The sequence below is a fragment of the Cupriavidus pauculus genome (assembly GCF_003854935.1).
GTDB classification, from domain to species: domain Bacteria; phylum Pseudomonadota; class Gammaproteobacteria; order Burkholderiales; family Burkholderiaceae; genus Cupriavidus; species Cupriavidus pauculus_C.
Genome location: NZ_CP033969.1, coordinates 3,353,675 through 3,370,647, shown reverse-complemented (window position 1 = coordinate 3,370,647; position 16,973 = coordinate 3,353,675). Strand labels below are relative to the sequence as shown.

The 16,973-nt window shown below is 62.0% G+C and carries 26 protein-coding genes; 3 read left to right on the top strand and 23 right to left on the bottom strand.

Annotated elements, in window-relative coordinates; all coding sequences use genetic code 11:
• Window positions 1–152: 152 nt before the first annotated feature.
• Window positions 153–1,448, top strand: coding sequence for a tyrosine-type recombinase/integrase (locus tag EHF44_RS17010; RefSeq protein WP_124684734.1), 1,296 nt, complete (start codon window positions 153–155; stop codon window positions 1,446–1,448).
• Here the strand turns inward: EHF44_RS17010 and EHF44_RS17005 are convergent.
• The 9 genes from EHF44_RS17005 to EHF44_RS16970 form a co-directional block, all read right to left on the bottom strand.
• Window positions 1,434–1,649 (bottom strand): helix-turn-helix transcriptional regulator, encoded by a 216-nt coding sequence (locus tag EHF44_RS17005; RefSeq protein WP_124684733.1) that lies wholly within the window; start codon window positions 1,647–1,649, stop codon window positions 1,434–1,436. The two genes, EHF44_RS17010 and EHF44_RS17005, sit on opposite strands and share 15 nt — an antisense overlap.
• A complete protein-coding gene (locus EHF44_RS17000) occupies window positions 1,649–2,113 on the bottom strand; it encodes a hypothetical protein (RefSeq protein WP_124684732.1) in 465 nt (154 codons plus the stop codon). Before EHF44_RS17000 ends, EHF44_RS17005 begins: the two co-directional genes overlap by 1 nt.
• A 2-nt stretch (window positions 2,114–2,115) precedes the next feature.
• Window positions 2,116–2,640: a hypothetical protein gene (locus EHF44_RS16995; RefSeq protein ID WP_124684731.1), complete on the bottom strand. Its 525-nt coding sequence runs from the start codon at window positions 2,638–2,640 to the stop codon at window positions 2,116–2,118.
• A 2-nt stretch (window positions 2,641–2,642) separates the two neighbouring features.
• Window positions 2,643–2,783 (bottom strand): hypothetical protein, encoded by a 141-nt coding sequence (locus EHF44_RS28395; RefSeq protein WP_172966081.1) that lies wholly within the window; start codon window positions 2,781–2,783, stop codon window positions 2,643–2,645.
• A gap of 131 nt (window positions 2,784–2,914) precedes the next feature.
• Complete coding sequence (locus EHF44_RS16990; RefSeq protein WP_124684730.1) at window positions 2,915–3,214, bottom strand: hypothetical protein; 300 nt, start codon at window positions 3,212–3,214, stop codon at window positions 2,915–2,917.
• 10 nt (window positions 3,215–3,224) lie between these two features.
• Window positions 3,225–3,842 carry a hypothetical protein gene (locus tag EHF44_RS16985; protein WP_124684729.1) on the bottom strand — a complete coding sequence of 206 codons (618 nt, stop codon included), beginning with the start codon at window positions 3,840–3,842 and terminating at the stop codon, window positions 3,225–3,227.
• Between the two features lie 26 nt (window positions 3,843–3,868).
• Complete coding sequence (locus EHF44_RS16980) at window positions 3,869–5,470, bottom strand: YqaJ viral recombinase family protein (protein WP_124684728.1); 1,602 nt, start codon at window positions 5,468–5,470, stop codon at window positions 3,869–3,871.
• Window positions 5,463–6,524 (bottom strand): hypothetical protein, encoded by a 1,062-nt coding sequence (locus tag EHF44_RS16975; protein ID WP_124684727.1) that lies wholly within the window; start codon window positions 6,522–6,524, stop codon window positions 5,463–5,465. The genes EHF44_RS16980 and EHF44_RS16975 overlap by 8 nt, the downstream gene beginning before the upstream one ends.
• A 74-nt stretch (window positions 6,525–6,598) precedes the next feature.
• Complete coding sequence (locus EHF44_RS16970) at window positions 6,599–7,162, bottom strand: BRO-N domain-containing protein (protein WP_124684726.1); 564 nt, start codon at window positions 7,160–7,162, stop codon at window positions 6,599–6,601.
• A gap of 765 nt (window positions 7,163–7,927) precedes the next feature.
• Between EHF44_RS16970 and EHF44_RS16965 the strand changes: the two genes are divergently transcribed.
• Together EHF44_RS16965 and EHF44_RS16960 are read left to right on the top strand one after the other, a co-directional pair.
• Window positions 7,928–8,446: a DUF4145 domain-containing protein gene (locus EHF44_RS16965; RefSeq protein ID WP_216643968.1), complete on the top strand. Its 519-nt coding sequence runs from the start codon at window positions 7,928–7,930 to the stop codon at window positions 8,444–8,446.
• Between the two features lie 205 nt (window positions 8,447–8,651).
• Window positions 8,652–9,311, top strand: a complete 660-nt coding sequence (locus EHF44_RS16960; protein WP_124684724.1) for a hypothetical protein — start codon at window positions 8,652–8,654, stop codon at window positions 9,309–9,311.
• Here the strand turns inward: EHF44_RS16960 and EHF44_RS16955 are convergent.
• The 14 genes from EHF44_RS16955 to EHF44_RS16895 all read right to left on the bottom strand — a co-directional run bounded on the left by EHF44_RS16955 (window position 9,308) and on the right by EHF44_RS16895 (window position 16,936).
• The gene (locus tag EHF44_RS16955) at window positions 9,308–9,754 is read right to left on the bottom strand and encodes a zinc-finger-containing protein (RefSeq protein WP_124684723.1); all 447 of its coding nucleotides are present in this window, start codon (window positions 9,752–9,754) and stop codon (window positions 9,308–9,310) included. The genes EHF44_RS16960 and EHF44_RS16955 overlap by 4 nt on opposite strands.
• Window positions 9,751–10,113: a hypothetical protein gene (locus EHF44_RS16950; protein WP_124684722.1), complete on the bottom strand. Its 363-nt coding sequence runs from the start codon at window positions 10,111–10,113 to the stop codon at window positions 9,751–9,753. Before EHF44_RS16950 ends, EHF44_RS16955 begins: the two co-directional genes overlap by 4 nt.
• Window positions 10,114–10,115: 2 nt before the next feature.
• Entirely contained in the window at window positions 10,116–10,730 is a 615-nt protein-coding gene (locus EHF44_RS16945) for a hypothetical protein (protein WP_124684721.1), read from the bottom strand.
• The gene (locus EHF44_RS16940; RefSeq protein WP_124684720.1) at window positions 10,727–11,023 is read right to left on the bottom strand and encodes a hypothetical protein; all 297 of its coding nucleotides are present in this window, start codon (window positions 11,021–11,023) and stop codon (window positions 10,727–10,729) included. The genes EHF44_RS16945 and EHF44_RS16940 overlap by 4 nt, the downstream gene beginning before the upstream one ends.
• Window positions 11,020–11,721: a hypothetical protein gene (locus tag EHF44_RS16935; protein WP_124684719.1), complete on the bottom strand. Its 702-nt coding sequence runs from the start codon at window positions 11,719–11,721 to the stop codon at window positions 11,020–11,022. Before EHF44_RS16935 ends, EHF44_RS16940 begins: the two co-directional genes overlap by 4 nt.
• Window positions 11,718–13,535 (bottom strand): DNA cytosine methyltransferase, encoded by a 1,818-nt coding sequence (locus tag EHF44_RS16930; RefSeq protein ID WP_124684718.1) that lies wholly within the window; start codon window positions 13,533–13,535, stop codon window positions 11,718–11,720. Before EHF44_RS16930 ends, EHF44_RS16935 begins: the two co-directional genes overlap by 4 nt.
• Window positions 13,536–13,605: 70 nt before the next feature.
• The gene (locus EHF44_RS16925; RefSeq protein WP_124684717.1) at window positions 13,606–14,286 is read right to left on the bottom strand and encodes a hypothetical protein; all 681 of its coding nucleotides are present in this window, start codon (window positions 14,284–14,286) and stop codon (window positions 13,606–13,608) included.
• A gap of 20 nt (window positions 14,287–14,306) precedes the next feature.
• The gene (locus tag EHF44_RS16920; RefSeq protein WP_124684716.1) at window positions 14,307–14,618 is read right to left on the bottom strand and encodes a hypothetical protein; all 312 of its coding nucleotides are present in this window, start codon (window positions 14,616–14,618) and stop codon (window positions 14,307–14,309) included.
• A gap of 12 nt (window positions 14,619–14,630) precedes the next feature.
• On the bottom strand, window positions 14,631–14,795 hold the full coding sequence (locus tag EHF44_RS28390) for a hypothetical protein (RefSeq protein ID WP_172966080.1): 165 nt from the start codon (window positions 14,793–14,795) through the stop codon (window positions 14,631–14,633).
• Between the two features lie 79 nt (window positions 14,796–14,874).
• Window positions 14,875–15,396 (bottom strand): hypothetical protein, encoded by a 522-nt coding sequence (locus EHF44_RS16915; protein ID WP_124684715.1) that lies wholly within the window; start codon window positions 15,394–15,396, stop codon window positions 14,875–14,877.
• 31 nt (window positions 15,397–15,427) lie between these two features.
• The gene (locus EHF44_RS16910) at window positions 15,428–15,724 is read right to left on the bottom strand and encodes a nuclease domain-containing protein (RefSeq protein WP_172966079.1); all 297 of its coding nucleotides are present in this window, start codon (window positions 15,722–15,724) and stop codon (window positions 15,428–15,430) included.
• Complete coding sequence (locus EHF44_RS16905) at window positions 15,721–16,161, bottom strand: XF1762 family protein (RefSeq protein ID WP_124684713.1); 441 nt, start codon at window positions 16,159–16,161, stop codon at window positions 15,721–15,723. The genes EHF44_RS16910 and EHF44_RS16905 overlap by 4 nt, the downstream gene beginning before the upstream one ends.
• Window positions 16,158–16,679, bottom strand: coding sequence for a DUF1367 family protein (locus tag EHF44_RS16900; protein ID WP_124684712.1), 522 nt, complete (start codon window positions 16,677–16,679; stop codon window positions 16,158–16,160). Before EHF44_RS16900 ends, EHF44_RS16905 begins: the two co-directional genes overlap by 4 nt.
• 5 nt (window positions 16,680–16,684) lie before the next feature.
• Entirely contained in the window at window positions 16,685–16,936 is a 252-nt protein-coding gene (locus EHF44_RS16895; protein ID WP_124684711.1) for a hypothetical protein, read from the bottom strand.
• Window positions 16,937–16,973: the final 37 nt, after the last annotated feature.

Here is a 16,973-nt window from a genome sequence, read left to right as displayed (position 1 = left end):
TTGGCTCGATCTCGCCAGCCACGTCAACACTCGTCATTGCAAGCCTTCACTCCAGTCGTCGGCGTAGGTTTTTGGCGTATCATCTAAAAAAACCTACGCCGCATCGCATCCATCCCTTTGCGGCAAAACCTACGCCGGGGAAAACCTACGCCATGTACTTCGACGCGCGCGCAGCCAAGCTGCTCAAGCCCGGGGAGCATATGACAATCGCCGACCATCCTGGTCTGCGTCTCGAATGCACCGTCACGCGGCGGACCTGGATCTACCGCTACAAGTCACCCATCGACGGGAAAATGAAGCAGTCGAAGATCGGCGCCTGGCCGGCGATGTCTCCGGCCGCCGCCATCGTCGAATGGGAGCGGCTGAGGGCTGTGCGCGATAGCGGCCGGGACGTCGCCGCCGAGAAAAAGGCAGCGCGAACCATGGCGCGGTCGGTATCGGAGGGCAGTTTACCCCAGCCGGGCCCTTATACAGTGCGCCGGCTGTGCGATGACTTCCTTGTCGGTCACATTGAGCGCAAGAGAACAGCCAAGGGAGCAAAGGAAGTCCGTCGAATGTTCGACACAATGCTGGGGGACTTCGCCGACCTGCGACCGGAAGAGGTGACAAGGGCGCGCGCATTCGACCTCCTGGACTCGCATGCCCATATCCCGGTCCAGGCCGCGAAGCTGCGCTCGGAACTGGGCGCCGCCTGGGACTATGGCCTAGATTCAGGCCGGCTCGATCCGGCCATTGCCAACTGGTGGCGACAGATCATGCGCGGCCGGCTGCAGAGCCGCGGCAAGATGATCGAAGGCAAGCCGATCGGCGAGGTAAAGCGGGTACTTTCGGAGGTTGAGGTAGGAGAGTTGATCCGCTGGTTGCCGAACTTCAGCCGGGTCGTTGCCGACGTCCTAACGCTCTATCTTTGGACCGGGACGCGGGGCTCCGAGATCGTCAGCATGGAAGCGGGCGAGATCCAGGAAGAGTCCGGTGGCCTTTGGTGGACGATCCCGAAGGAAAAAACCAAGAACGCGAAGCGGGCGGGCGCGACGGACTTGCGCGTGCCGCTGTTCGGTCAAGCCGAGCAAATTGTCAGGCGTCGGCTTGCGGTTGCAGGAAGCGGCTACCTGTTCCCATCAAGATTCGGCGGGTCGATCGAACAAAAAGCGATCCAGACCGCGGTGTTCTATCACCAGCCTTACTCTAAGACTCGTCCGAAGGCCAAACGAGCCCGGCTAACGGTCACGCACTGGGCCCCGCATGACCTTCGGCGGACCGTCCGAACGATTCTCGCTTCAATGGGCTGTCCAAATGAGGTTGCGGAGTCGATCCTCGGGCATATGCTTCCCGGCGTGCAGGGTGTTTACAATCGGCACACCTACGATAAAGAGCGGCACGAGTGGCTGGGCAAGCTGTCCGCCAGGCTTGAGGCGCTGGCGTCAGCTCGACCATCAGCCGCGCCGTGATGTGTTGGCGGGAGGAGGGAGGTCTGATACGGGCCGTGTTTCGGCCCATTCTTCGACCTCCCGCGTCAACCAGGCGACGCGGCGTCCAGATAGCACCCGCGGTTTCGGAAACTTCCCTTCGCGCACCAACTTTTCCAGGCTTGTGTCTGACAGGCTAACGGCGGCTGCGGCCGCGTGCCGATCAAGATAGATCGGTTTCATCAAACTGCACCTCCAATCCATGCTGCGGCCGGGTCGCGGTGCGGCACCCAGGTTGCAGCCCATTTTGCATGGGCGTTGAGTACCTCGGTGCGCGCGATCTCAGCGAAATCACTGCCGTCGTTCTCGGCCTTCTTTCCTCGCATGCCGCCAGTCCAATAGGGTTCCGGTCTGGGCACGTCATTCAACTGGCCGGCAGCATACGCGGGCTGACCTTTACGCCATGTAGCGACGTAGATTTGCCCTTCTTTGTGGAGCTTTTTAATTGCGGCGAACGATCCGTCGAGCCCGATATCGATGCGTCGCTGAAGTTCGGCGCGCGTCAAGCCGCCAGCTCCGACTGACGCGAACGCTTTCATCGCCTCGCCGGCCAGCCGTTCGAGTTCTTCGCCGATCGCCGCAGGGCGCCGAAGGCGGTTCGTTCCAAATACTGTCTTGCCCGGCTCGCGGGGTCTCCTCTTGGACATTTCTACTCCTCCAGATTCATTGCTTCCGCGACCTCGCGCTTGATGGCTAGGCGGACGGCGGTACCGCCTTCCCTGGCGCCCATCTCGTAGCACCGGTCGTGGGCCAGCCCTTTGCATTCGTCGGGCATGATGGCGATGTGGGCTGCCGCCTCCAAAGCTTTGAGCACGCGTGCCCGCTCGCTCGCGTGGGCGGAAGCCATTGCGTTGATCAGTTCGGCCAACCGGCCTGTCATCTTGGAAAGCGTCGCGGCGATATCCGCGCGGACGTACTCGACGCCGTCTGGCACCGGAGTCAAGCTGACACCGGAACCGCCCACGTAGATGCGCTCCGCCGCCGGGTTGTCGTCTACAGGCGTGGAGTCAATCGCCACGTTCAGGCAGTGGGCGATGTACCGGGCGGCTGCCACTTTCTTGTCGAGCGACGCGAACTCGCCCTCCACGGAAAGCCGGACATCGGGCAGCAGGCGGGCATGCACGACGTCGCCGCGCTCGTCCGCGAGCCAATGGCCGGTTGCCAGGCTCTCCATGATCAGTGGCCGCAGGGGGGCGTTTCGCCGTCGATGACTTCTGCGCCGCAGCCGATGCAGCGCTTGGTCGGCTCGGATGCCGGCTCTTCCGACAGGGATCGGTCCGGGGTGATCCAGTCCTTCGGGTCCGTTGTGTGGTTCATGGTATATGTTTGTTGAGTGTGCAAATCGCACACATGTTAGCCAATGCGGCGAAAAATAAAGGCGGCAAGAAGCAGGGCGAGCACCAACCCGTAAAGGGCGCCGGCAATAACCGCTCTGACGTCGGCCGCTTTCACAGGTAGCCCCTCGACTCCATCCAGCGATCTTCCCCAAATGCATAGGCGAGGTCCGAGCGGGCATCGTCTTCTCGATCCCTCCACGCGCGCAGGGCGGCATCTGCGAGCTCGTCTTCGTCCAGGTCGTCCACGGAAACGGGGTCATCAGCGTCAGCCTGCTTGATGATGGCGGCTTGGTGGATAGAGAACGATTCCGGCTCGGGCGGCGATACGTCGCCGGAGTAGCCGGCGTAGTGGTAACCGGTCACCTCGACCTTATGGCCGTCGAAGTCGAATGTGAGTCGAGTGAGGTTCATGGCCTAATTCCTAGATCGGAAGGCGGTACTGTCCGGGCCCGGTACGCGACACCAGCGTGCGGAGCAGCGTTACGACCTCGTAAAGCAGCGTGAACAGCGGGTCGGCCGGCAGGCCCTCCGAACTGGTCGTATTGGGTTCGGCGCTCTGGTCAGGATCTGCGGGCGCAGGCGCCCGCTCATCCAGCCAGGCGCGCGGAACGTAGTAGACCGGGTGCTCGCCCGCCCCTGCGATGTTCTCCAGCGGAATCTCGTTCGCCATGTACAACTGGAGTTCCTTCGCCTTGTCGTGTGGCGAAGACAGGCCGAGCCGGGCCAGTGCCTCGCTGGGCGGTACATGCGTGTTGCCGCCGCGTCGCGCGATCGCTCGGGGGCCGGCGTTCGGTCCCTTGCGCCACACCATGACTGCCACCTTGCGCCGGCCGGTCGCGCCGTCGTACGTCTTGTCGCCCGGGGCATGGACTACCCCGGTCGTCTCCAGGTGGCGGAGGGCATTGGTAATCATGGATGGCTTGTGCTCCGGCATACGTTGGGCAAGCACGCGCACGTTGAAGTCAGGCGGAAGGTCCTCGAAATGGTCCCGCATGATGCTGCGCGCGCATTCGATGTACTCGGGCGTTCTTCTCTGCATGGTCGGTCTTCCTGTCAGGGATGCGGTTAGGCGGCCTGCTTGTGCAGGGCGGCCTCGATATGACGGGTCAATGCTGCGCAGATCAGCTCGAAGTCGCTTTCGTGATAGAGCCGTGCGGCTTTGTCCGTCGCTGCATGCTTGAACCCGAGCGAAGCCAGACCTTCGGCCGTCAGCGTGATGGGTGCGAGTCGCTCGTTGATCTGGCCCAAGCGGAGTGTTGGGGCGCTGGTCGAGGCCGAACGTGAAACGACCGGGCGAGCGACAACGATCGGCGATTGGTCGAGCGGTCGCGGCGTTGCCGTTTCGATAATCGGCTGCAGTTCTGCCTGAGCCTTCGCCTTCTCCTCGTCTTTCCGCTTGTGCTCGGCAATCCGCGTCGTCACTGCCAATTGGAAATCTTCGACCGGCTTCTGAATCAGCGTCTGCAGGTCGCGGAACAGGAAAGCGTGTTCGGCGTGCGGCTTGTACCAGTCCAGCTTGGCGCGGAGATCCTTGGCCGCCGCATCGGCGGCGATCTTGCCATTTGCCAAGGCCGTGTCGAGCTTGTCGTAAAGGCTGGCGATGGTCTTCAGTCCCTTGATCGCGCCCAGGAAGTCGGGAGCCTGGACGACGATGCTGACCTCGCCCAGTTCGGCGTTCAGCGCAGCAACGTGCGCCATGTACTTCTGGCGTCGTTCGGCGACGGCGTTTTCCTTGATCTGCTTCTTGCGCTGTTCGACCAGTTTGTCCAGCGCAAGCCGTTTGTCACGGAGTTGGGCCTTGATGTGGTCGACCGTGCGCATCAGTTCGTCGATACTGGCCGTTTGCGCGATGGCCGCGTTCTTCGCTACTTCGAGGTTGTCCTCGGCTTCCTTGCAGAACTTGACCGTCGCGTCGGCCTGGACGAAATCTTCGTCCGTCTTCAGGTCGGTTTTGATGTTCGCAATGAACGTCTCGGCAGCGCTACGGAACGCCGGCAGGTTGCTCGCGATGACTTCGCCTCGGATCTGGACAGCCAGCGCGGGCAGCGCCATCATTGCTTCGGCCTTGGGCTTCACAGGGATGTCGACGGGCACGTATTCGGCGAGATCCTTTTCGAACTGCGCCCAGCCGGCGATGATGCGCTCTTGCCACGCCTGGTCCGGATGGACCTCCATGTATTCCATGTTCTCGCGGGTGCCGTCAGAGACGACGAAGATCACCCGCTTGGCGTCATGCACCAGCATGATTTGTTGGCATTGGGGCTGATACTCGTCCGGCAATACCTTGGCCCGCACCGAGGCGGCCAAAGCCTCGTTCCATTGCTTATGCTCGAACGCGGTTTCGTCGTCCAACGTCAGGCCGTCGCAGGACGCAGACAGTAGCCCCAGGGATCGCGTCACCGGGTACAGGTCCTGCCCGATGATTTCTTCAATGATCGGGCGAGCCAGCGCTTCGACTTCGTGGCCGTAGTCCAAAATATTCGTCTGTACCCAGTCGCTGAACTCCTGCGGCGTGCCGGTGTGCTTCATATGAAGCAGTTCGTTGCGCTTGACCTTCGTCGAAATGCCGAGCATGGCTGCCGCTTCGCTGGCGCCGAACTTCGTCAGGCGGAACTGAGCCCATTCATCAGTTCCCTGGACCAGGCTGTGTGTGACGCGCTCAGTCATTCTCGTGGCTCCAGCTATCGATAGTGTTCTTCTGGTCTTCGGTCAGCTTTTCTTTCGTCTCGATCATCGCGATCAGGTCGGCCGGCGTCTTCTTCTTGTCGAGGATCAGCTTCCGCCACTCCGGCGTCTTTTCCTTGAAACGCTCGTCGCTGCACACAGGGGTCACCTTGGTTTCCGGCTTCTTCTCGTCGCCGCTGTTGCCCCCGGCGTGCTCGGCCTTGTTTTCCATGACGGACTTCCAGGTGGCTTCGCCATCCCGGATTGCGCCGTAGATACCCCGGAGATCGACGAGTTCGGTCGGGGAGCAACTGTCCAGGGCATGACCCAAGTAGGCCACCAGATCCGACGCCTTCACGCCGATCTCGGCGAAAGCATCGGCAATGCGCTTGCGCTCTGCGTCGGGATCCTTCGCCGCCTCGTCCATACGGATGTCCTTGATGATCCGCTCGGCTTCGTCCTGCAGGTCCCCGGGGACGATGCGCAGCCCAAGCGTCCGAATGGCCTTGGAAATCTGCGCCGCGCGCTTGTTCAGCAGGTCGTCGTCATTGGCCGGCACGGTGTACACCGGCTTGTTGTAGCTGTTCTTGCGCATGGAGATGAAGCTGCCATCGTCCATCGGCTTCGAGCGCTCCACGGTCTTGGACACGCGGACGTCGAGCGGGTAGGTCAGGTTCGACTCCAGGTCGGTCACCGAGACGCGATGCACCTCCTTGCTGTCGTCCTCGAAGATCATGGTCGTTTCGACCAGGACGTTGGTCATGCAGCGCAGCGCCACCTCGACGAAGCGGATGCCGAGCCCTTCGACGCCTTGGCCGATCGGCTTGCGGTAGTAGGCGCTCTTGTTATTGGCGAATGACGGTCGGCGGCACTCGCGCAGGAGCGTCTGACGGACTTGGTCCCAGTCGCGCGGCCGCTGCATGGCCATGACATAGCGGGCTTCGACCATGGCCTTCGCCTGGGCCGCTACTGCGGTGGACGCGGTCTCGACGAGCGCGGTGGTGGTGGTTTGGGCGCCGAATTCGTTTCGGGTGGCCAGTGCGGTTCCAGTGTTCATCTTCTCCTCGCAGGCGGTTTGCTAACTGACATGCACACACATTAGCAAAAGAATAACGCGTGCGCAAGTGGGATTCAGCGCCGCGCGGAGCGCGACGCCGAATTAATCAGTGGAGTTGGGTCAGGGCAGGGCTGCGGGCCGTCAGCCACGCGGCGTGGCCAAGAGTTCCGAAGAAGCCGCAGTAGTGGCCTTTGAGGATGTGGAAATCCATCCAGCGGCAGGCACCAGAAGCGGAAGGGGGAGTTGACGTCGATGAACGGAAGCGACAGGAACTCGGTCGGCGTCGCCACCTTCCTCTCCACCGGCGCTGCCGGCGTCTCGTAGCGCCCCGTCTTCCGGATGGCCGGCAACACCTCAGCCGTCACCCACTTGCGGAATTGGCGTGCCTCCGGCTTGCGGCTGCGCAGCACCAGGGCATAGAGGCCGGACTCGCTGATGATGGTGACGCGTTGTTCGCCACCAGGGGTACTCATATTGTGAGTACCCTTCTCGTCTGCATCTAGGATGCGTACAGCATTGAAAGCGTCACGATAGTCGAGTACCGCGCATACGTCAGAAGCCACGAACCAAGGCTCGTCCAGAACCATGACTACTCGGATGGGATGAGCTTCGTGAAAACGGAATGAGAGGGTCGACATGTCACGCTCCCAAGCCAGTGGTATGAGCGTGCTGTGCCGTTGAGGCGTGCGGCAGCGGACGACGATTAGTGTGGAATTCGTCGAACCGTGCTTCGCGGGCGCATTCGATAGCGCGGAAGAGGTCCAGCTTAGGGTGCGCGACGGCGCGGCGAGTCGATACTTGCATGACAACTCCTGTGTTAGCGGGTAATCCGCCCCCCGACGCCAATCGGGGTGGTGGACCGAAACGAGGTTGGCGTGCCGGAAACACAGGAACCGGTGGGCCTTGCGGCCCCCTCGCCCGGCCCACCATAGGAGATGCCAAGCGTTGCGAACAAAAAAGCCGCGAGCATATGCGGCGCGGCTTAGTTGTGCGCCTGTGTATCCGGGACGCCAATCCCGTATCGCTGTTGTCTCAGCGATGAGCAAAGGTTAGCCACGCGACGCACGAGTGTCAAGCTTCATTTTATGCTAACACGTTAGCGTTCCTGCGCGCAACACCTTGCATCGTAGAATTCCGGCCAGCGGTGCTCTTACGACTCCAAGAATGACCGCGTCATCATTGCGCAGGTAAACGAAGGCCGTCTTTAACCCACAGACATGACTAACGGATACGTACCCCCATCAGCAGATGCCCAACGATTTTCCTGCCCGCACTGCGGAGCGTACGCGCACCAGACTTGGGTGCGAGCGCTGGCGTTTTCGGACATAGGCGGCAAACCTTTCGCGAACAAAGAAGACGGGCCAGTGTCTCTAGCAGAGAACGTTGGTCGGACTGCGCCCCTTATGAAGAATTTTGCTGCCTCAATGTGTGCCTCGTGCAAGGGTGTTGCGCTATGGCACGGTCCGAGATTGATCCATCCCACGGCGACTGCCGCCCCTCCTGCCAACCCTGATCTTCCAGACGCCTGCAGGCAAGATTACGAGGAGGCTGCTGCGATCATGGCGGTTTCTCCGCGCGGAGCTGCTGCTCTTCTTCGACTGGCAATACAAAAGCTGTGTAGGGAGTTGGGGGGTAAGGGCGAAAACATCAATGAGGACATCAAGTTTCTGGTGAAGGAAAAGGGGCTTCCCGAGCCGGCGCGCCATGCACTTGATGCCATACGGGTCGTTGGGAACAACGCGGTGCATCCCGGTGAGATGAATGTCGACGACACGCCAGACGTCGTGGCAAGGTTGTTCGCCGCTTTGAACTTTGTCGTTCAGACAACCATTACAGTGCCGAAAGAGATGGAGGCATTGTATGGCGCCATTCCTGCGGGGGCACAGGCGGCGGCGGACAAACGTGATGGGAGGGGAAATTAATGCTCAAGAACGTGGCTCTCGTTATGCTCGTTGCAGCAGTGCTCTACCTTTCTCACGTTATAGCGCGGGTCGAAAATGAGAGGTATGCGCTTCTGACAGGTATGTGCCAGCGCAACTCCGACGGAATCGTTGAAGCCGACTGTCTGAAGAGCGCTGATAGTAGAACCAGCGCCTTATGGCATATCTACCACGCGATCACGGGGTCATGATGGACGCTACCACCCAAGCTTTCGTGACCGAGATCGTTTCCAGGCGCATCGCCGAGAACTGGCTTTACTGGTGCCTCTTCCTGGCAGCATCGTTCCTTGCCTCCTTCGCAGGCGCATACATCAAGCGCCGTGCCGAGAATCTTGCAACCCGAGATGATTTCGATGACCTCAAGCGGCAACTGCAGGAAAACACGCGAGTCACCGAGGAAATCAAAACCGAGATCGGTCATGCCGAGTGGAGGGCGAGGGAAGCCAATGCGCTAAAGCGCGTCAAGATTGAGGAACTTCTTCGAGATATTCTGGCTAGCCACCAGAAGGCTAGTGACTTTTTTAAGCAATGTGCAACGGGCACTGTAGAAAGCTTTGATTCGACGGACGTGGATACTGCGAGCGTCATAGCGACTCTGTACTTTCCAAATCTCCGGATGCCCGTGGAAAATTACGCGTACCATATATTTAGCATGGGGAGCATAGCTTTTGATGTGGCGGCTGCCGTATCGAAGGCCACGAGGGAGCGGAGCCCGGACCTTGAGGTCGTGAGGGCTTCAGCAAGAGAACAGTACGCCGATAACTACCAAACGTTGGCAAGATTTAAGCGTGTGGTGGAGGAGGCGGCGCGTGCTGAAATGGACGCGCTGCTTTACGTCGAGCGTTAAGCCGCCTTTCTTGCCAGCTCCAAACAAGCCGTAACCGCCCGCTGGCACATCGGCACATCGAAGCGGCCGATCTCGCACTCCTCCTCTGGGATGCCGAGCTTGCCGGCCAGCCAGCGGACGGCGTCTGCCTTGGTCATGTGGCCGCTCTGCCAGACGCCGCTGAATAGCTGCTTGGCCCAGCCGCGGGCCTGGCGGGTGGCAGAGTCGGCCAGCGTCCCGCGCGGAATGCCGGTGCCGGGGTACATGTCGATGTAGGCGCGGCACTCTTTGTTGCCGCAGAGGAAGATCCACGGCCAGTCACCGTGCGGGCTGCCGTAGATCTCGCTGTTCTTCACGATCGACACACGGGCTTGGCACCATGGGCAGTGCGTCGGCGCTGGCAACGGGGCTTTCACGCGGCGCACGGCCCGGGGGTCGGGATTCCATGGGGTGAGGGCGGTCATAGCTGCCCCTCCGTCACCATCCCCACGAGCGCGCTGTCGAGCAGGTACCCGAACATCCGGAGCTGGCGCGCCAACTCCCACCGCTGCGCCGGGCTATGGGTGAGCCACATGCAGCAGTCGACGGCTCTCTCGATCGTTTCGAAGGTGTTGCCGCACTGAGGACAGCATGCCTTCGCTAGGTCGCGCTCCGGTTCATCGACGTCATCGCAGCAGTCGACGGCATCCTCTTCGTCGTCGAACTCCTCGAAACACTCCGGGCACTTGTAGACGATGATGGCCACCTTCGAGCGCTTGGCGCTATTTGCGGGCGGAGGAGCGTCATCCATTTCTGCAGGGCGGGGAAGGCGGATGGTCAGCATACTCAGTCCTCCGCATCGCCGCGATACGCCGCCCGGAACGCATCCTGATCGCACTGCGACACCCATGCGCTTTCGCCTTCCCCGAACTTGTACGTAGCGGGAAACGCCCCGCCCGGAAAGGTGAAGCAGGCTTGGTCGTGGCCGTGCTTGGCTTCCAAGCGGTGGCCATAGACATTGACGTGGGTCACCGCGCTGCCAGGGAACTTGGTTTCCACCAGCTCAATGAGCGCCGACTCGGCGGCTTTCCGGGATTGCCGCTCCGCGCGCTCCATTGCCGCGCAGGAGTGGCTGCAGTACACCATCTGACCCACAGCAACGGGGCCTACCTCTGACGCGTCGAAGTGCGGGTCCGGCTCGACGTCATCCATGTCCTCGTCAACGCGACAGCCGCAGTGGCCGCACTCGTAATGCCAGCCTTGCTCGATGAGTGCAAGCGGCGGCACGGGGCCAGGGGCGTACTGATCGAGCGCGGGTCTGCGGCGGCAGTGGTCGACGTCCTCCCAGTCGCAGCCGCACTCGCTAGCGCCTTCACGGCGCGCGGTGGCAGAGTTGGTGGCGAAGACAATCGTCCAGTTGTCGCCGCCGTCGTAGACCTCGTATGCCTTCAGGGGTTTCATGCCGGGCTCCCAGCTTCCTCAAACATGTCGATGGTGCGGGTGTCGCGCACCGGCTCAGTCTCTGGCAGCAGATCCTTCAGGCGCGTCTCGCCGTCGCCGCCGTAGGGGATGCAGTCTGCATCCCAGCCCTCCGGCAGCCTGTCCAGAGATTTCAACTCTCCAATAACGTCGAAGTCGTCCAGGCTGTCGCTCTGGATGTCGTACTTTCGAGCGTCGGCCACAATGCGCGCGTGCCTTTCGTCATCTGCCATCACCACGGCGGTTACGGTCAGTTCCACGGTGAAGAGTTTCATGCTGCCCTCCGAAACTCGACGACCCATACCCACGGGTTCGCAGCCCAAGCGCCTGCGCCGTTGATCTGGTCCCATAGCTCCCGATACTCGGCGGTAGCCATGCCACGTTGGCAGTAGACGATCTCGTTCCCGTCCGAGACTCGCTCGACGCACGGGCCGATGGGAAGGTTGCCGCTAGGGCCCGGTTTGAAGACGCCCTCCGCGAGCGCGTCCTCCTCGCTGCAGTCGTTCAGCCGCTCGACCAGTACGCTGGTGATTTCCAACGTGATGCGGCTCGCCCAGCGCGGCATGTGGATGCTGACGCGAGTCTTCCCAGGCGATACGTCGCGTGCCGGCGGGGTGCCGACCCACATCCAGTCCCGGCGCTCGCCGTCTGCTTCGTAGTGGATCGGGGCCCAAGGTTTCGTGTAGCCGGCATCGATGCAGCGCTCGCCCACGCGTGCAGGGCTGTCGCCGTCGAAGTCGGACGTGAACCGGAAAGTCTCCCGCACCCACAGACGATCGCCTGGCGCTCCGTAAGGACAAGGGATGATCTCCCCAAGGCGCCCAAGCGCCATGTCCTTCGGCGTGTGGCGGGCAACGATGTCCCCATGGACGATGTCGGGGACCGGTTTCACCACACGCCGCGTCTGCGTCTTCCGGCCGTCGAGGATGGCGCGCACCATGGCGCCGCTGAAGAGGATGGGGCGCTCTTTCATGCGACCTCCTTGCTTGCGTTAGCTTCCTTTGCCGACCAACTAGCCATTTCAGGGGCGTTTGCGCGCACGAGAGCCGCTGCCATGGGAGGGCTGACGCTGTTTCCGCACATACGCACTTGGGCACGCTTTGGAAGCGGTTTCCCATTGGTCATGATCGGCGCAATCACATAGGTGGAAGGGAATCCCTGCGCGGCGTAGAGCTCGTGGGGCTCCAGCATGCGCATGCCGATGTCGGCAATCTGGTATTGCTCGCCGGCGACGGTCACCAAGCCCAGGCGGTCCTTAGTCGGAATCGTGTGCATCGGGTCTCGGCAGTCCTGATCCTGGCCGCCTTCGCTGTAGTACTTCACGAGGAAGGCGCGCACTTCGCCAATGTGGTTGCCCTGGGCCGAAATGGTTGGCACCGGCTCGCCCGTCGCGCTTCCCGTGCATTGGCCGCGCAGCTTTACCAGGTGCGACGTGGTGATGGCGGTATCGCCCTTGGCCGTGATCGTCTGCATTGGCTCGCCTGCGTCGCGCGGGCGGCTCTGACCGGCTCGGCCGCCGCAACCGACCAACTGCGCCGCTACCAGCGCGTGGTGGTCGGTGGTCGTGATGGTGCTGGCCGGGTCGGTCAGCGAAACACCGGGTCCCTCATAGTTCCCGCCATAGTGCTTGGCGAGGAAGGCGGACACCACGGCGTGCTTGGCTCCGCCAGCAACGACGGTACCCAAGGGCTTGTCCAATCCTGGTGCGCGTGGCGCCTGGCCGGCACGCTCGCCGTATCCAGTCTGCACAAGCGTGGCGCTCGCCAGTGCGAAGTGGCCGCCCTTGACCTCGGCACACTGGGTGCGCAGGGGCTCGTCGGTGCGGAAACTGCGCTGCCCGGACGCATTGGCGCATTCGGTCAGAACGGGAGCGACGACGGCATATGAACTGTTCGCAGTAACCGTCTGGAACGGGTCGTCAGTGCTACGGGCGCCCGAACCCCAGCGCCGGGCCGCCCCCGGCTTTCCTTCGCCATGGGAAAGCGTAACGATGAAGGGCTTTGCCGCGCCGATGACGTAGCGCCGCAGGCCTCGCGCGATACGGCGCTGCGTGGCTTCGGCCAGCGGCTTGGCCCGCTCGAAGATCGACGGGCAGGGAATCGACCAGTCAATGCACTCTGCGGCTGTACGCCACGGTTTGCGCTGCTTCGCCTTAACGAGAGGGCTATCGGGCGCGCCATGGGTCGGCTCGGGCCAGACGATGGGCTGCCCGTCGCAACGTGCAATCAGGAATAGGCGTTTGCGGATAGTCGGTGCGCCGAAGTCGCAAGCGCGCAACTCACGCCATTCGACGGCATAGCCCTTCTCCTGTAACTGGCGCACAAACGAGCGGAATGTGTCGCCTTTCCGTTTCGGGCAAGGCGTGCCGTCATCGAGCACGGGGCCCCACGTCTGAAACTCCTCGACGTTCTCCAGCATGATGATGCGCGGGCGCACGAGGGCCGCCCATCGCATCGCCACCCATGCGAGGCCCCGGATTTTCTTGTCCCGCGGCTTCCCGCCCTTGGCTTTGCTGAAGTGCTTGCAGTCTGGGCTGAACCAGGCCAGACCAACTGGGCGACCCTGCACCAAGGCGAGTGGATCGACGTCCCAGACGCTCTCGCAGTGGTGCTCGGTCTGCGGATGGTTCATCGTATGCATATGCACCGCTTCGGGATCATGGTTGATTGCGATGTCGACGTGGCGGCCGAGCGCCAGTTCGATACCGCAGCTTGCTCCACCGCCGCCGGCGAAGTTGTCGATGATGATCTCGGGAGCGATGTCGAGAATGAACTGATCTCTGATCATTTGGCAGACTCAGTAGAAATAGAAAGGCGGCGCCCCGGCGGGGGGATGCAGGGCACCGCAAAAGGGGTGTTCAGAACCGGTACTTGAGCATCAGCGTCGTGGTGCTTTTCCAGATGGGAAAAGCCGGGTCGCCGCGCGTCTTGTTGAAGTAGTGGAGGGCGGCAACGCTGAATCCGCCGCGGCCGATCGACACGCCCACGACCGGCGCAACCTGAATCCGACTGTCGCTAGCAACATTCAGGGTCTGCGGCTCGCAGGTCTTGCACGGAGGCACGTCGTAGACCGTGGCGTGCCAAGTAGGCCGGAACATGTAGGCGCCGGCTTCGAGACCGAACCGCCATCCCATGTAGGTGTAGTTCGGCTCGATGGTCAGCTTGATGCCTTGGTTGTGCCCGTTGGCCACGTACCGTGACATGGCGTAGCACTCGCCGAAGCACGTCTTGTTGACCTTGTCGTAGTTGCTGTCGACCGGCGTCGCAATGGCGTCCGAGTGGACGTTGCCCATATAGACGTAGCTCGCGTGCCAGTCGATGCCGAAGCGGCCGTTCTGGTAGAAGTTGTCTGCGAGACCGGCCTCGAAGGCGGGGGCGTTCAGATCCAGTGTGTGCGGGAAGCCTTCCTGGTACCACATCATGTTTCCGCGCGTGGTGTACCGGGCGACGCCCGCTCCGACCTCGAAGTCCAGGGCATGGGCGGCCAGCGGGAACAGCGTCGACGCAATCAGCGCCACGCTGAGGAGCAACTTCTTCATTTTTCTTCTCCTGGGAAGACTCAGTGGTGCGCTTCGGACACCCGCTCGCGGTAGTTGGAGCGGGCGTTGCGACGATCCTCGGCGGCGGCCGTGATCACGGAATCGACGTTGTCGGCGATGACCTGCTCGGTGAACTTGGCGAGTTCGCCGGCAATTGCCAGATTCACTTGGCGCAGGTGCTCGACCATCGGGATGCCCGGCTTGGCTCGGGCGTGGAAGAGCTTGACGAGGTTGCCCAACACCGCCAGTGCCGTATCGCCGTCGACGTACTCGTCGATGGCGCCGGCGCGCAGGTTGTATTCGATCTCGTCCTCGGCTTGGTAGCGGTCCACGGCCGGCTCCGATCAGTGCAGATCGGCGCGGCGGATCGAGACGATCTCGCCGTGGCAAACGCCTACCTGCTCCATCAGGTCGATGGCCGCTTCCTGAGCGTCGTCGCGGTCGAATGCGGCAACGTCGACGCGCATCGTGCCGAGGCTCGTTGTGAAGGTGACCTGGTAATTGTTCATCTCGCGCTCCCTGTTTGCTAACGTATGTGCACACTGTAGCAAACAGATAACACGTGTGCAAGAACATTAGCAAAAGAAATTACGGCAATATCAGGCCAGCCCCCACAAAGTAGGGGTCGAGCGCGTCGAAAAATTGAGCGGTGACCGCCTGCATGGCCGATTTCACTGCGGGTTCGTATCGTTGGATGGTTCTCTTATGGACGCCGATCTTCTCTGCGATGCGTTCGCAGGACATGCAGCGGTGTTGGCCGAACTCGATGTGCCGGCGCATCAGCAAGAAGCGCATCCGGTTGTTTCGAATCGCTGTTACTTCGGCGAGGTGTTGGTCGAGGACGTGATTGCCGGCCTTTCGCTCGTGGTCTTCCCAGGAGTAGGCGGCCCAGCAGTAGGCGCTGAGCAGCTCCGGCAGGTTTTCCACGTGCCCGCGGATCATGGCGGCTTGGGCATGCTGGTCCTGGATGCTCAGGTCACCGTCGGCGCTCTTGTTTGTAGCGCTGGCGCCGGCCATGGCGCGTTGGGCGTCAGACACCTTGCAAATGGGTTGCTGGGGCAGGGCATACGCCCAGCGCAGTACGGCGTCCGTGTCCCGGAATACCTTCATTCATCTCTCCCGTCGAAATACGTTCTGTGGCTCAGATCAGACCTTCGCACGCCAGGATCACGAGCGATCGGATGTGACCGGTCATCCAATCGAGGTCTACTTCCTCTTTTGTCATGCCTGGGGGGCGAGGGCGCTGGCCGTCATAGACTGCGTCGCAGGCTGTGCAGGCATAGGCGCCGCACAGATCGAGCGCCTTGATGCTCAGGCCCTTGCCGCCGGCCGAGCCGCGGTAGTGGGACCAGATCGTGTGGGTCGGGTCGAAGGTGCAGACGCCAGCGATACGAACTTGGCAGTCCTTTCCGTTGGCGGATTTGCGGATCTTGCTCACTGCGCTTCCCATCTCAGCTTGCCCTGCGTCGGGTGCGTATCCACGCGCGGTCTACTTGGGCAACTCCATGTGCCGCCATCCGTCTGCGCGACGACATGCCAACCAGCTGCGCGAAGGGACGCGCCGCCCTCCTCAGGAAGGGTGTAGGTGATCAATTTCTGATAGCCGAGCGCGCGGGCCGCTCGCCAAGCCGCGGCATAGAGCATCGAACAGGCGTTCTTCGTGCCGTCTGTGCAGCACCTGTTCACTTCCAATGTCCAGCCATCATCTAGCGCGCGAGAGACCGGCCGACCGATCAGCGCGACACCGGACACTGCGGCATCGGTTGCGACAGCCACGCAGAACTTCGTGCCAGCGACGGGCTTATGGTGGCGGTGGTGCTGTGCGACAAACGCATTCGCCTCTGCAAAGGAGATTGGTACGACGCGTAGGGTCATCGCTCGAACTCCGCAAGCACTGCCTCAACCGCTTGCTCGGCTGCGCCCGGCTTCAGCGCCGGCCACAGGTAGCGCTGCGCATGCGGCGTGCGCAGGAACGCGACGGCCGCCTCGTGAAACTCGCGCATCTCGCCTTCTTCAAGCTTGGCGTACGAAATCGACTTCGGTACAGGGAACACGCCGCCCTTCGCGCCAGGCATCCACGTCACGTGTCCGGCGCCAAGCTTCAGCCAGAGGCGGAACTGCTCAAAGTCTTCGATCCGCTCTTGAGCTTCGAATACACGCTGTTCGAGTGCCATATGGAATCGGTGAAACGGCCCGCTGCGCGCCTTGTGCGTGATGATCTCGACCATCTCGCCCGGCTCCAGGCTGAAGAGGCCGTTGACGAACCTGCGCCATTGCTTCCGACCCTTCTCCCCAAGTCCGTCCACGGCTCCGAAGAGCACGCGTCGAGCTGCCTCCCGGTCTGGCTGCGAGATCTCGGCCGTTGGCCTCCGCACGAGGGTGATTTCGCTCATGGCCTTTACTTCGCGTGAGGCGCCTTGGCGCTGTTGCCGCGCCATTGGTGACGCACGTCCGGCGTTCCTTCCGGTCTGGGATCGGGGAATACCTCCTCGACGTCGTCTTCGCCAAGCTTGCCGCCGGCTGTCAGCGACCAGGCCACGCCGGCGGCTACCCCGACAATGATCAGGAGCCACATCAGTAGCTTCAGGCCGAATCCGAAGGCAAAGCCGATGGCGACCAAGGTGACGGCGACTACGATGTTCTTTTTCACGGCGCTCCTTACATCACAAAGGTTGTAAATTCCGCTT

Bases quoted from the DNA above. Each gene is read 5' to 3' on its own strand.
- EHF44_RS16930 (WP_124684718.1), bottom strand. From the start codon at position 13,535: ATGATCAGAGATCAGTTCATTCTCGACATCGCTCCCGAGATCATCATC.
- EHF44_RS28390 (WP_172966080.1), bottom strand. From the start codon at position 14,795: ATGAACAATTACCAGGTCACCTTCACAACGAGCCTCGGCACGATGCGC.
- EHF44_RS16940 (WP_124684720.1), bottom strand. From the start codon at position 11,023: ATGAAACTCTTCACCGTGGAACTGACCGTAACCGCCGTGGTGATGGCA.
- EHF44_RS16980 (WP_124684728.1), bottom strand. From the start codon at position 5,470: ATGACTGAGCGCGTCACACACAGCCTGGTCCAGGGAACTGATGAATGG.
- EHF44_RS16995 (WP_124684731.1), bottom strand. From the start codon at position 2,640: ATGGAGAGCCTGGCAACCGGCCATTGGCTCGCGGACGAGCGCGGCGAC.
- EHF44_RS16975 (WP_124684727.1), bottom strand. From the start codon at position 6,524: ATGAACACTGGAACCGCACTGGCCACCCGAAACGAATTCGGCGCCCAA.
- EHF44_RS17005 (WP_124684733.1), bottom strand. From the start codon at position 1,649: ATGAAACCGATCTATCTTGATCGGCACGCGGCCGCAGCCGCCGTTAGC.
- EHF44_RS17000 (WP_124684732.1), bottom strand. From the start codon at position 2,113: ATGTCCAAGAGGAGACCCCGCGAGCCGGGCAAGACAGTATTTGGAACG.
- EHF44_RS16915 (WP_124684715.1), bottom strand. From the start codon at position 15,396: ATGAAGGTATTCCGGGACACGGACGCCGTACTGCGCTGGGCGTATGCC.
- EHF44_RS16955 (WP_124684723.1), bottom strand. From the start codon at position 9,754: ATGACCGCCCTCACCCCATGGAATCCCGACCCCCGGGCCGTGCGCCGC.
- EHF44_RS17010 (WP_124684734.1), top strand. From the start codon at position 153: ATGTACTTCGACGCGCGCGCAGCCAAGCTGCTCAAGCCCGGGGAGCAT.
- EHF44_RS16925 (WP_124684717.1), bottom strand. From the start codon at position 14,286: ATGAAGAAGTTGCTCCTCAGCGTGGCGCTGATTGCGTCGACGCTGTTC.
- EHF44_RS16985 (WP_124684729.1), bottom strand. From the start codon at position 3,842: ATGCAGAGAAGAACGCCCGAGTACATCGAATGCGCGCGCAGCATCATG.
- EHF44_RS16935 (WP_124684719.1), bottom strand. From the start codon at position 11,721: ATGAAAGAGCGCCCCATCCTCTTCAGCGGCGCCATGGTGCGCGCCATC.
- EHF44_RS16965 (WP_216643968.1), top strand. From the start codon at position 7,928: ATGAAGAATTTTGCTGCCTCAATGTGTGCCTCGTGCAAGGGTGTTGCG.
- EHF44_RS16900 (WP_124684712.1), bottom strand. From the start codon at position 16,679: ATGAGCGAAATCACCCTCGTGCGGAGGCCAACGGCCGAGATCTCGCAG.
- EHF44_RS16905 (WP_124684713.1), bottom strand. From the start codon at position 16,161: ATGACCCTACGCGTCGTACCAATCTCCTTTGCAGAGGCGAATGCGTTT.
- EHF44_RS28395 (WP_172966081.1), bottom strand. From the start codon at position 2,783: ATGAACCACACAACGGACCCGAAGGACTGGATCACCCCGGACCGATCC.
- EHF44_RS16950 (WP_124684722.1), bottom strand. From the start codon at position 10,113: ATGCTGACCATCCGCCTTCCCCGCCCTGCAGAAATGGATGACGCTCCT.
- EHF44_RS16945 (WP_124684721.1), bottom strand. From the start codon at position 10,730: ATGAAACCCCTGAAGGCATACGAGGTCTACGACGGCGGCGACAACTGG.
- EHF44_RS16960 (WP_124684724.1), top strand. From the start codon at position 8,652: ATGATGGACGCTACCACCCAAGCTTTCGTGACCGAGATCGTTTCCAGG.
- EHF44_RS16970 (WP_124684726.1), bottom strand. From the start codon at position 7,162: ATGTCGACCCTCTCATTCCGTTTTCACGAAGCTCATCCCATCCGAGTA.
- EHF44_RS16990 (WP_124684730.1), bottom strand. From the start codon at position 3,214: ATGAACCTCACTCGACTCACATTCGACTTCGACGGCCATAAGGTCGAG.